This window comes from Arenibacter echinorum (genome assembly GCF_003259375.1).
GTDB lineage: Bacteria > Bacteroidota > Bacteroidia > Flavobacteriales > Flavobacteriaceae > Arenibacter > Arenibacter echinorum.
On record NZ_QLLN01000007.1, the window covers coordinates 42854 to 55410 of the forward strand.

At 38.7% G+C, this 12557-nt stretch carries 13 protein-coding genes; 4 read left to right on the forward strand and 9 right to left on the reverse strand.

Features of this window, described 5'->3' with window-relative positions:
- Positions 1–63: 63 nt before the first annotated feature.
- The 4 genes from hemL to LV92_RS17440 are packed head-to-tail and all read right to left on the reverse strand — an operon-like array spanning position 64 to position 3448.
- Positions 64–1353, reverse strand: a complete 1290-nt coding sequence (gene hemL, locus LV92_RS17425; RefSeq protein ID WP_111624890.1) for a glutamate-1-semialdehyde 2,1-aminomutase — start codon at positions 1351–1353, stop codon at positions 64–66.
- A gap of 3 nt (positions 1354–1356) precedes the next feature.
- A complete protein-coding gene (locus tag LV92_RS17430; RefSeq protein WP_111624891.1) occupies positions 1357–2205 on the reverse strand; it encodes a glucosaminidase domain-containing protein in 849 nt (282 codons plus the stop codon).
- Positions 2202–3107 carry a 1-aminocyclopropane-1-carboxylate deaminase/D-cysteine desulfhydrase gene (locus LV92_RS17435; protein WP_111624892.1) on the reverse strand — a complete coding sequence of 302 codons (906 nt, stop codon included), beginning with the start codon at positions 3105–3107 and terminating at the stop codon, positions 2202–2204. The genes LV92_RS17430 and LV92_RS17435 overlap by 4 nt, the downstream gene beginning before the upstream one ends.
- A 2-nt stretch (positions 3108–3109) precedes the next feature.
- A complete protein-coding gene (locus tag LV92_RS17440; protein WP_111624893.1) occupies positions 3110–3448 on the reverse strand; it encodes a hypothetical protein in 339 nt (112 codons plus the stop codon).
- Between the two features lie 181 nt (positions 3449–3629).
- On the opposite strand from LV92_RS17440, the gene LV92_RS21830 reads away from it, so the two are divergent.
- The 4 genes from LV92_RS21830 to LV92_RS17455 all read left to right on the forward strand — a co-directional run bounded on the left by LV92_RS21830 (position 3630) and on the right by LV92_RS17455 (position 7736).
- Positions 3630–3797, forward strand: a complete 168-nt coding sequence (locus LV92_RS21830) for a DUF5522 domain-containing protein (RefSeq protein WP_170126351.1) — start codon at positions 3630–3632, stop codon at positions 3795–3797.
- A gap of 68 nt (positions 3798–3865) precedes the next feature.
- Positions 3866–4426 carry a DUF4136 domain-containing protein gene (locus LV92_RS17445; RefSeq protein ID WP_111624894.1) on the forward strand — a complete coding sequence of 187 codons (561 nt, stop codon included), beginning with the start codon at positions 3866–3868 and terminating at the stop codon, positions 4424–4426.
- Between the two features lie 230 nt (positions 4427–4656).
- On the forward strand, positions 4657–6408 hold the full coding sequence (locus LV92_RS17450; RefSeq protein WP_111624895.1) for an aromatic amino acid hydroxylase: 1752 nt from the start codon (positions 4657–4659) through the stop codon (positions 6406–6408).
- Positions 6409–6515: 107 nt separating this feature from the next.
- Complete coding sequence (locus LV92_RS17455; protein WP_111624896.1) at positions 6516–7736, forward strand: glucuronyl esterase domain-containing protein; 1221 nt, start codon at positions 6516–6518, stop codon at positions 7734–7736.
- 27 nt (positions 7737–7763) lie between these two features.
- Here the strand turns inward: LV92_RS17455 and LV92_RS17460 are convergent, their stop codons facing one another.
- The 5 genes from LV92_RS17460 to LV92_RS17480 form a co-directional block, all read right to left on the reverse strand.
- The gene (locus LV92_RS17460) at positions 7764–8375 is read right to left on the reverse strand and encodes a DUF4230 domain-containing protein (RefSeq protein ID WP_111624897.1); all 612 of its coding nucleotides are present in this window, start codon (positions 8373–8375) and stop codon (positions 7764–7766) included.
- Between the two features lie 43 nt (positions 8376–8418).
- Positions 8419–9069, reverse strand: coding sequence for a response regulator (locus tag LV92_RS17465; protein WP_111624898.1), 651 nt, complete (start codon positions 9067–9069; stop codon positions 8419–8421).
- Positions 9070–9072: 3 nt separating this feature from the next.
- On the reverse strand, positions 9073–10962 hold the full coding sequence (locus tag LV92_RS17470) for a tetratricopeptide repeat-containing sensor histidine kinase (RefSeq protein WP_170126352.1): 1890 nt from the start codon (positions 10960–10962) through the stop codon (positions 9073–9075).
- 112 nt (positions 10963–11074) lie between these two features.
- Positions 11075–11338, reverse strand: coding sequence for a hypothetical protein (locus LV92_RS17475; protein WP_111624900.1), 264 nt, complete (start codon positions 11336–11338; stop codon positions 11075–11077).
- A gap of 158 nt (positions 11339–11496) precedes the next feature.
- Positions 11497–12549 (reverse strand): hypothetical protein, encoded by a 1053-nt coding sequence (locus LV92_RS17480; protein ID WP_111624901.1) that lies wholly within the window; start codon positions 12547–12549, stop codon positions 11497–11499.
- Positions 12550–12557: the final 8 nt, after the last annotated feature.

Sequence of the window (12557 nt, forward strand, 5' to 3'; positions counted from 1 at the left end):
CTATAGAATAAAGAAGGCTAAATAGGCATATTGTTGTCTATTTAGCCTTCTTACTTTTATTGATCAATGAAGATCTTTGGCAATATTTGCGAGGGCAGCGATGGTCTCATCCAAATCTTTATAACTTAGGGCATCGTTTAAGAAGTAACTCTCAAACGCACTTGGTGGCAAGTATATCCCCTGGTTGAGCATACCGTGGAAATATTTCTTGAAAGCGGCATTGTTGCCTTTGGCCGAAGATTCAAAATCTACCACTGGTTCTTCTGTAAAATGTATCGAGATCATGGAGCCGAACCTATTCATTTGAAAAGGAATATGGTTATCGGTCAATACCTGTGCCATTCCTTTCCCCAAGTATTTGGTCTTATCGGCCAAACTCCTAAAAACTTCTGGATTATTGTTCAATTCGGTCAACATGGCCAGTCCGGCACTCATTGCCAAAGGGTTACCACTCAATGTTCCCGCTTGATAAACTGGACCATCCGGAGCCAAATGCCCCATGATCCCCTCTCTGGCCGCAAAAGCACCAACTGGCAATCCTCCTCCAATTACCTTTCCAAAAGTAACGATATCGGCATCTACCCCCAATACTTCTTGGGCACCCCCTTTTGCCAATCTGAATCCAGTCATAACCTCATCAAAAATTAGCAATATGTCCTCCTGGTCACAAAGATCACGCAATCCCTTAATAAAGTTTTCTTCCGGAATAATACATCCCATATTACCGGCTACGGGCTCAATAATTATGGCAGCAATTTCTCCTTTATTAGCGGTAGCCAAGGCTTTTACACTTTCAAGATTATTATAAACCGCCAAAAGGGTATCCTTTGCAGTGCCCTGGGTTACCCCGGGACTATTAGGACTACCAAAGGTAACCGCTCCACTTCCCGCTTGAATTAAAAAGGAATCCGAATGACCGTGATAGCATCCTGCGAATTTTATTATTTTGTCCTTTCCTGTGAATCCCCTGGCCAAACGCACAGCACTCATACAGGCTTCCGTACCACTGTTTACAAAACGTATCTTATCAATATTGGGGACCATGGAAACCGCTAGCTTTGCCAATTGGGTTTCTATTTCCGTCGGCATTCCAAACGAGGTTCCCTTTTTGGCCTTCTCGATAACCGCATCTATTACGGGGGCATAGGCATGACCTAAGATCAGCGGCCCCCAAGATGCGATGTAATCTATAAGCCGGTTACCATCCTCATCGTACAAATATGCCCCTTTGGCCTCCTTCACAAATACAGGATTACCTCCAACGGCCTTAAAGGCCCTAACAGGGGAATTTACCCCTCCAGGAATATAACGCTGTGCCTCAGCAAATAAAGCACTGCTTCTTCTATAAATCATAGATTATCTTATTTTTTCAGATTTAACAGTCAATTTTTGGCCCTCGGCCAAATTGCTATTGTTCATATTGTTCAACTTCATCAATTCCGGGATGGAGACAAAGTAGCGTTTAGAAATGGAATATAGGGTATCTCCCTTTTGAACCACATGAATTTTATGTTCGTACTGTTTCGGTTCCTTTTTTACAATGGCGCCAGACTTTACAACCGTCCTGTCATACTTATCCAATTCATAACGCTCTATAAGCGCGATCAATTTATGGGGATATTTACGGTCCGTTGCATAACCGGCCTCTTTTAAACCATGGGCCCATCCTTTATAGTCATCATGATCCAAATCGAACAAAAACGCATATCTGGCCCGGGAAGATAAGAATACACTGTGGTCCCTAAAGGAATACATGGGATGGTTATACTTCCTAAAACATTCGCCTTTTGCATCGTCATCATGAAAATCATAATCCCCTTCCCAACCTGTATGACATTTTATTCCGAAATGATTGTTGGTCTTGGCGCCAAGAACACCTCTACCCGCGCCACTTTCCAAGATGCCTTGAGCCAAGGTAATGCTGGCAGGTATGCCATAAGCCTTCATTTCAAATTGGGCTATTTCCGCAAAGGTCTCTATATATTCCTCGGTAGTATTAACCGTGAACTTTACAAATTTGCCATTGTCCTCAGGTAAGGCATAAGCAATCTCACTTTTGGATTCGTTTAGCGGTTTGGACTCTGGCCTGGTAGCAGTTGTAGTAGTCCTTGGATCCGGCTTTTTAGCATAAGTGGTTCTCTTTTTAACACCGCAACTCACTAGGAACAAACCCAATATTGTTGTTATCGCTATTCTTTTTATCATACTTTTATTAATGGAAGATTCTTCTTTTTTAAAATTAAATTCATTCCTGCTATCCCCTGTAGACCACCACTGTGTATCGCCAAAATTTTGGTTCCTGGTTTAAAATAATCATTTTTTACCAAATCCAAAATACCATACAAAAGCTTCCCTGTATAAACGGGATCTGTAGGAATATTGGTCTTTTCTTTAAAATAATTAATAAACTCTATAAGCGCTTCAGAAACTTTGGCATAACCCCCAAAATGATAATCGGTATTGATTTCCCAGTTTTCTTTGGCCGTAAAATTACGAATATCTTTTTTTAAAAAATCACCTTTTAGTGAAGGAAAGCCTATAACACTCTGATAATGAAGTGAAGAATTGATAATCCCGGCCAAGGTTCCACCCGTTCCAACACTTGAACATAGGACGTCAAAATCCTTGTCCTGCGGAGTCAATATTTCTTCACAACCCTTAACGGCAAGCAAATTAGTACCGCCCTCGGGAATCATATAATAAGGACCCAAGTCTTTGTTCAATAATTCCAAAAAAGAAGATTCCGACTTGCACCTATAAGCCTCTCTTGAAATAAACTTAAAATCCATTCCATGCCCATGGGCCTGCGCCAACGTTGGATTGAGCATCCAATTTCGACTTAATTCCTCTCCCCTGATTACCCCTATCGTCTTAATCCCGTACAAATTTCCGGCATAGGCAGTCGCGGCAATATGGTTGGAATAGGCCCCACCAAAAGTTAAAATCGTATCCAAGCCTCTTTGTTTGGCCTCTAAAATATTGTACTTAAGTTTTCGGTATTTATTGCCGGAAATAAACGGGTGTATCAGGTCTTCCCTTTTTACCACTAGGGTAATCTGTTTTTTGTTTAAAATAGAAAGGTCTACTTCCTGATTTATTCCCTGCACGCCTAAGGCTTTTGGCCCCAAAGATATTTAATAAAACTAAAAGTCCTTCTCTCCTGTAGATAATATAAATTAGTTTCATTATCGTAGGCCTCCCTTTCAAAGCTGATATTCTGGTAGGCCTTATAAGCATCAAAATATATTAGGTATCTAATAATGCCTTCCAATAAATACAAAAAATAAAATGGAACAATCAATAATTCCCGTTGTTGCCTTAGATGTATTTTTTCGTGATTAAGTAGCGTAGCATCCTTTTTTAAAGAAGAGTTCTTCAAAATAATGAAGGGCCAAAAGGACAGTCCCACATAGTTCTTGTAAAATACATGTTTAAAAACTAAAATCATTCTATCGGATAAATATCACGCATATCAAAGATAAAAGGGCATTTCATAAAATCTTTTCATAATCGACTTACTACGAACAAAATAGGTTCAAATACAAAAAGTATGCTAAACTTTGTTAAATCGACCCCAACTTGATTGACCAGCTTAAATTATTTGGTATAAATCCCATAAATTTACATCAATGAAGAAATTTATACCACTGGAGGAAGGGGATTTTTACCTTTCAGAAGACGGATACAAAGTTTTTACAAAACAATATCATCTAAAAAGGGGATATTGTTGTGAAAGTGGCTGCAGACATTGTCCCTACGGCTATAATCAAAAAACGAACGCACAGCGCCATAAATAAGGTATTCGGCATGATTTTTGAGTTTGTTTACATTGAATATCACAAGTACTAATTCAAATATAATAGCTATGAAAAAGATTAAATTTTTAGTCGTCCCGATCTTGGTATTGTTCTTCGCCAGTTCCTGCACATCGGTACGTGTATTATCGGATTATGATAAAGAAGCAAATTTTAATTCGTTCAAAACCTATGCCTTTTATAAAACTGGGATAGACAAGGCCCAGATTTCGGATTTGGACAAAAAGAGAATACTTAAGGCCATTGATACTGAAATGAGCTCTAGAGGTTATGTAAAATCTGAAAATCCCGATATGTTATTAAGCATATTTACCAAGGAAAAACAACAGGTGGATGTGTACAACAATTATTGGGGCGCAGGCTTTTATGGATGGGGCTGGTCTCCATTTTACTGGGGATCTCCATATTACGGAGGAAACAATGTTAGCACAAGGACCGAAGGCTCTTTATATATAGACATCATAGATGCCAAGAACAAAGAACTGGTTTGGCAAGGAAGGGGCGTTGGCACCTTGAACAACATTAGAAATATGGAAAAGAAAGAGAAAAGGATAAAAGAATTCGTTTCTGAAATATTGGAAGCTTATCCTCCCGGATCAGCTATGAATTAAATATTTTGCCTTTAAAAATATCCATTACCTAAAGCATATTTAGGTTATTTTTTAGAATAAATTCTCCCTAATTCCCTTCCCATTAAGGAAGGGAATTTTTTTTGATCCCCTTCCAAAAATATGTTGTCTTAAAAGTGCCCTTTTGCTTTCTTTAGCTATATAATTATAAAAGGTGGTTCTTGGGGGACATGGGCGCATTTTGTATCTTTAAAAGGAATAAAACACAAACTATGTCTTTTGAAAGCAATTTCATTTTGGATAAGCTTCCCGAGCATTTGAAGCAATATATTAAACCACAGAATTATGAGGATTATTCCCCTATAGATCAGGCGGTATGGCGATACGTAATGCGAAAAAATGTAGACTATTTAAGTAAGGTGGCCCATAAAAGTTATTTGGAAGGCCTAAACAAAACGGGGATTTCCATAGATTATATTCCCAATATGTACGGCATGAACCGTATTTTAAAGGAAATAGGGTGGGCGGCCGTGGCCGTGGATGGTTTTATTCCTCCTTCTGCCTTTATGGAATTCCAGGCTTACAATGTTTTGGTAATAGCATCGGATATTCGGCAATTGGAGCACATTGAATATACCCCTGCACCCGATATTATACATGAAGGAGCTGGGCATGCCCCAATCATAGCCAATCCCGAATATGCGGAATACCTGCGCAGGTTTGGGGAGATAGGGTCCAAGGCCATTTCCAGTGCCAAGGATTACGAACTATACGAAGCCGTAAGACATCTGTCCATTATAAAGGAGGCCGAAGGCACTCCCCTAGAGGACATAGATAAGGCCCAAAAGAAAATCGAAGAACTGCAATTAAATATGGGCGAACCCAGTGAAATGGCCCTGATCCGAAATCTTCATTGGTGGACCGTGGAATACGGGCTGATAGGTACTGTGGACCGACCAAAAATATACGGTGCGGGTTTACTATCCTCTATTGGGGAAAGTGCCTGGTGTATGACCGATAAGGTCAAAAAAATTCCGTATTCCCTAGAAGCAGCACATACTTCCTTCGATATAACCCAACCACAGCCACAACTATTTGTTACTCCAGATTTCGCCTATCTAAACCAAGTGCTGGAGGAATTTGCCAACACCATGTCCTTGAGACAAGGTGGCCTAAGTGGTTTGGAAAAGCTTATCAACTCCAAGGAAATGGGTACCGTAGAGCTAAGTACTGGCCTACAAGTATCAGGGCATTTTGAGAGTGCCATTGCCCATGAAGGAAAACCGGTCTATTTACAGACCAAAGGCAATACGGCCCTTGCCTACCGGGAAAAGGAATTGATAGGGCACAGCATTAAGCAACATCCCCATGGATTTGGTTCGCCCATAGGAAAATTAAAAGGTATAAATCTTGCAATAGAGGATATGAGTCCCCGCGATTTAAAGGCCTATAATATCTATGAAGGCGAAGCGGTAGACCTTGAATTTATAGGAGACATAAAAGTTTCTGGGGAAATTATTACGGGTACCAGAAACCTAAAGGGAGAAATTATTCTGATTACTTTGGCAAATTGCACGGTTACCCATAATGATAAAATCCTCTTTCATCCGGGCCAAGGCTTATACCATATGGCCGTAGGGGAAAATATTGTTTCCGTGTTCAATGGTCCAGCGGATTTAAAGAGTTTTGATTTGGTTACGCATAAAGTAACCGACACCACCATAAAATCGGCCAAAACAGAACAAAGAAAACAATTGGAGCAATTTTACAAGCAAGTCAGAGAATTTAGGGAAGGTAAAAATGTAACCATCTCTAGAAACAAGGTTTTCCTGGAAATAAAAGCCAACCACCCAGAAGATTGGCTACTTTCCGTTGAATTGTACGAATTGGCAAAAAATAATGGTGATGGAAGTTTTGCTAAAGAACTGAAATATCACTTGGAAGCCCTTAAACACCAAAAACCGCAACTAGGCCATCTGATAGACGACGGACTGGAATTGGTAGATAAAAGTTTGGTAGCATAAGCTTGGTCATTAGTTTCATTTGGATTCCTTATATTTATGCTGCTACCTTTAATAGATCTGAAATGAAGCCTTTAACTTGTTTTGTGTGTTGCTTTTTTATTTTATCCATGTCTCCTCTACTATCCCAAACCAATTATGACGAAAGCAAGGTCCCTTCCTTTGAGGTGCCCGATCCGTTAATGACTTTTAAAGGAAAAAAAATCAAAACCGTTAAAAAATGGGAAAAAACAAGAAGGCCGGAGCTATTTCATTTTTTTGAAAACAATGTATACGGCAAGATTCCCAAGACCCTTAAGATAGACTCCTATACCATATTAGAGCAGGACGACAATGCTTTTAACGGAAAAGCCAAGCGCAAGCAGGTAGAACTTTCTTTTAAGAACAACGGCAAAACCTTGAGATATACCATTTTGCTTTATCTACCGAAGAATAAAGTGAAGGCGCCAGTTTTTTTGGGCTATAATTTTTATGGCAACCATACGATCACGGAAGACAAGGCCGTATTTATTTCATCGGCCTGGGCCAATAACAATGAATCATTCGGAATCGAAAACAACACCTTGACCGAAGTGTCTAGGGGAAAAAGAACAAATCGCTGGGCAGTGGAAAAAATATTGGATGCCGGTTACGGCTTAGCTACCATTTACTATGGCGAAGTAGACCCGGATAAAAATGATTTCACTGACGGAATACATAGTCTCTTGTATCAACAAGACCAGAATCATCCCAAGCCTGACGAATGGGGCAGCATTGCAGCTTGGAGCTGGGGCATGGTAAGGGCAGTGGATTATTTTGAAAAAGATCCTGACATAGATGCTTCCAAGGTAATTGCCTTCGGCCATTCCCGACTGGGCAAAACATCGCTTTGGGCCGGGGTCATGGATAAAAGGTTTGCAGGGGTAATTTCGAACGACTCGGGCTGCGGGGGCGCAGCCATGTCCAAAAGAAAATTCGGAGAGACCCTAGCGGTTATAAACGATAGGTTCCCACATTGGTTTTGCGATAATTTCAATGAGTACAACGAAAATGAAGAAGCCTTGCCGGTAGACCAACATCAATTATTGGCACTTATTGCGCCGAGACCCCTTTATGTGGCCAGCGCCCAAGAAGACCAATGGGCAGACCCCCGGGGCGAATTCCTTTCCGCTCATTATGCCACGCAGGTTTACCACCTATACGATAAAGAAGGCATAGAAACCATGGAAATGCCAAAGGTAAATGAGCCTATCCACAATACCGTTTCCTACCACATCCGTACAGGCAAGCATGATGTTACCGACTACGACTGGGAGAACTATATTAAGTGGGCAAATGCCTATGTGAAATAGTGTTCAACAATTCTATTCCGAACCAATTTAGTTCAGCACCTTTAATTCATCAAAATTTTGGATGTTACTATCCCCATAGGTCAGTGTCCAACCCATGGAATTGGTAAGCACCAAAAATTTGGAAAGCTCGCTTAGCAATCTGTTCTCTGCATTGGACTTTAAGGTAGAAGCCTCTATTTTTTTCAACAAGGATGCATTAACATTCCGCTTAATTTTATTATAATCCTCGGCATTGAACTGGTTTAAATAGTCTGCAGTAACATCGTAATATTCAAAATCGGGGTTTATCTTAATTTCAGGTTCCGGGATACTTATTATCCGAAGGGTCTTGGTAGCCTCATCAATTTCGAATTTTACCAAACTAAGGTCATATGCCACGGTCACCTCCGCATTTACCACCACCAGTGCCTTTTTATCAGCAGTAATCAAAGGGCCAAATAATTGCTGGGAATCCTTATAATTGTATACTTCTGCAAAATGCCCTTCGGTAACGATCAATTTGGAAACGTTGTTGATCTGCTCCTGAATGAGCATGGAATTCTCCTTTAAAATGGACTTCTTTTCTTTCTCCTCCGAACAGGAACGAAAAATAAAAACAACGGCCAACGTAATTATAACACCAACAAAAAACCTTTTCATACCACTAAATATATGTTATAATCAAGAATTATAATGCTAATTTTTAAATAAGATTATTGCGTTTTGCTTTTTGTACGGCTTCCAATTTGCTGTGCACTTGAAGTTTTGTATAGATGTTTTCAATATGCCTACGCACGGTACTGGGTGATAAAAAAAGATTCTCTGCAATTTTAGTATGACTTAGGCCCTTACCCAGTTGTTCCAAAACTTCCACCTCACGATTTGTCAGGAAGACCTTTTCCTGGGTGGCAATATTGTTTAAAGCTATTGGGTTTCTAAGTAATTTAAGGGTTCTTAACGCTACTGTAGGGGTCATTGCTGCTCCTCCGTTTAGTGTATCCAAAATTCCTTTGTAAAGGGTCCCGGGATCAACATCTTTTAGTAGATACCCGTCAGCCCCTGCTTTTATTGCATTAAAAATATTCTCATCATTATCAAAAACCGTCAGCATTACAATTTTAATCTGAGGGTATTGCGCCTTTATTTTTTCGGTTACCTCAATTCCACCTAACACAGGCATTTCTACATCCATCAAGATAAGATCCAAATTGGAGTTTTCCTCCAGTTTTTCCAAGCATTGCAATCCGTTTACAGCTTTCCATTTCACCACTATGGCCTCAAAAAAAGCAAGTTTATCCTCTACTGCTTTTAACAGAAAAGAATTATCGTCTACAATGGCTACTTTAATTTTCATATCTTATTTTCTTACAGGGATGTAAAAATCAACTGAAGTTCCTTGGCCCAACATTGAGGTTAGCTTTAATTCACTATTTAGTTCCACAGCTCTTTTTTGCATATTTGACAGGCCATTCCCCAACGTAACTTCAGAAACATTAAAACCTACTCCGTTATCGTTGACTTCTACATGAAAATAATCTATAGTTTTATGAATACTAACCGCCATAGTGTGTTCTACCAATTCACTATTTACATAAGCGTATTTCAGGGCATTATTAACAGCCTCCTGAATGATTCTATATAGATTTACCCCTTCTTCGGCTGTGAAAGTATAGGTTGGGTCTATATCCGAATCTACCGTGAAATTTAATTTTATATGTTCCGAAGATTTAGTTACGGATGCCATAAAGATGTCCAGGCGATATTGTAGGTCTTCAAAAGTGATGTGCTCTTTGTTCATTGCCCAGATCGTATCGCGCAATTCATTGATCGTGGTTTTGGTGAACATCCCAATTTCGGTTAATTTGTTTTTTATTTTATCCTGTCCAGTAGTTAAACCATACTTTAAGGTGTCTATTGATGAAATAATAAAAGTTAATTGACTGCCTATATTATCATGCAGGTCCCTTGATATCCTTAACCTTTGATCCTGCAACCTATTTTGGGTCTCTATTTGAACCAAAGCTGTTTTTAATTCGTTTTCCTTTAACAGCTGCCTGTTCTTCAATCGCTGTTGACTATAAAAAAGATAGCCTATAAGTCCCAGTAAAAATGCCACGGCAAGCAAACCATAAATTAGATTATTTTTTTTGTTGATCTCCAATTTGTTTTCAACCAATTGCAATTGCTGTTCGGACAGTTCCTTCTCTTTTTTTTCTGCCTGATATTTTGCCTCCAACTCAAGCATTGCCTTCGTTTTGGCAATTTGAAACAAGCTATCTTTTTTAATAATAAAGGCTTTAGAAGTGGTATAGGCGAGATCTATATACCCTTTTTTATAATAAGCTTCTGATAGTAATTGTAACGCATTCACCTCAAATTCTTTAAAATCCTTTTGCTGGGCTACTTCCAAAGCTTTATCCAATTGGGCTATTGCAATATCATATCTTTTAAAACCCAATTGGTTTTTTGCAAAACCTATCCTAGTATTGGTCAGTTCATAGTCGTTATTATCTGTAATAAACATTCCTATGGCCTGCAAATAGGTTTTTTCGGCTTTCCCATATTGACCCAAACTATCTTCGGCTACGGCAATATTGTTCAACATATACGGCACATATCTATGGTACCCTAATTTTTTATACCCCTCAGCTGCATCCAGGGCATAAGTTGTGGCATCATCAAATCTTTTCAAGCGCAACATTACCGAGCCTATATTCCCGGTAGTTACCGTAACCCCAAATGTATTCTTACTTTTTTTATACAATTCAAGCGCTTGTTGGTAATAATCCAACACCTTAGCATATTCCCCCTGCTTTTTATAAACGATGCCAATATTGCTCAATACCATTGGCATTAGGCCTGGATCAGTAGCATTATTTCCATAAATTCTCAGCGCCTTAAAATAATGCTCTAGTGAAGTTTCAAAATTTCCCCGCTCATCCTCTATAATCCCCAGATTATTATAGGTATCGGCCAAACCAATACTATCCGCCTTTAAATAATTGATCGAAAGACTTTTGGAGTGGAAATAAATGGCACTATCGTAATCTGCTTTAGCCTGATACGCACTGGCTATAGAGTTATACGCCGATGCATATAGTTTTTTTTTATTCGTTTTTTTAGCTTCCAATAGCGCAGTCCTTGCGTAAACCAATGCACTGTCCAAGTGTATGTTTCTATATTGCCAGGAAATCTCGTTCAAAGTGCCAACAAGGAGTTCTCCATTTTGAGTTGTTGAAACCCTCAAAAGACTATCCAGCTTTTTTTGCTGAGCATAACATTTTAATATCGTTAGTATTGCTAACAAAAAAATTAGACCTTGCCTTTTCATTAGTACAATTATCGTAAAAATTTCTAATTTATACTATACTTTGTTCCAGCAATGCTTCTTTTAAATTATACGTTATAAAACTATATTCATTTAGTCCACTTTCCCTGTTGGAATAGGTTACGCGATGATGCTCTATACTTTCCAGATAATATCCTACAAGATTTCTATGGGCGTTTTTCAAGGCATGGTTTCTCTTTTTAAAATAAAAAATTACACTAAAAGCGATGGCCAAGGTAGATAGAACAATTAAAATTAAAATAGGCATACTTTTGGCTTTAAATATAGAACCCATCCTGACTTTTTTTATTGAAGTAAAAATGTAAGAACGGGTTCATACTTTTCAAAGTATTAGTTAAGGCATTAATACCAAGAAAGACAAAGCTTCTTGAACATTATATCAGTGCCATTATTGGAACCTTTCCATAAATAGCTCCCAATCAAAATTTGTTTTTACTTGCCAAATATTTCGCTGGTATGGTATTCAAGTAGTTTTTTACCTGCCAAATACATGCCTTCTGCGTATTTTCCCCCATCTGGTTTAAGCCATTTGGTGGTTTCGCTATAATTATCACCTCTAATGGAAACTATTGGATTCAATAAGGTGGCCGTTGCTTGGGTTTGGGTTGAATAGGCCGCAATCTTTTCTTTCTGCAAAACGCCATCAATTTCCAAATCAGATTTCATGCCTCCTAAATATTGAGATTCTGGACTACCACCAATTTTCAATTTTCCACGTGTAAAATTCACATAACTGGCAAGTCCCACAGCCTGTTTCGATTTATCGAACATGCTCGTAAGTCCTGCAGATGTATTTTCGTCCGTAACGGTATACGTATCCACTAATCTATAATTTACAAAAAGCTTCACTTTGGCCTGATTGCCTATATTCCAATCTGTACCCAAGGAAGAAAAAACATATACCAATGCAACATCGGCTATTAAGGCATCACCCAATTCACTGGATAAATTTTGAGCTGTTTTATCAAATCCTCCCAATTTGGAAGAAAATGCATTTCTATCTTTATAGTAATAAGCGTAATCTGTAGGTACAACCGCAATAATCCCTGTCATATCGGTTTCAAAAAGCATTGGACCAACAGCCTTTTCCCAGCCTTTATAGCTATCCGATTTTCCGGCCTCTTCGGCCGAAATAATTTCATATCCCTTATTATTAAAATCAGCAATGAACTCTGCGTACAATTGATCCGTTTTTGCCTGAATTGCATCTTTATCCAAGGACGATAGACCAACAGCCGCTTTTGCTTTGGAAGCATTTTTAATACTTCGCCCAAATCCACCTGCTTTTTTTTCATCGACCGCCTCTTTATAAATTTCAAAATTTATAGTAAAGCTGGAAATATAAATTTTCTTGGGTCCATCAACAATTTTATTGGCTTTAAAACCATCATCTTTTGGTTTAAATTCACCCAATTGTTGCGCCTGAACAGTGCTTATAGCAAAAAGAAAAATCGTAAGGTGTAAAAAATTAAATTTTGATTTCATGAAGTTTA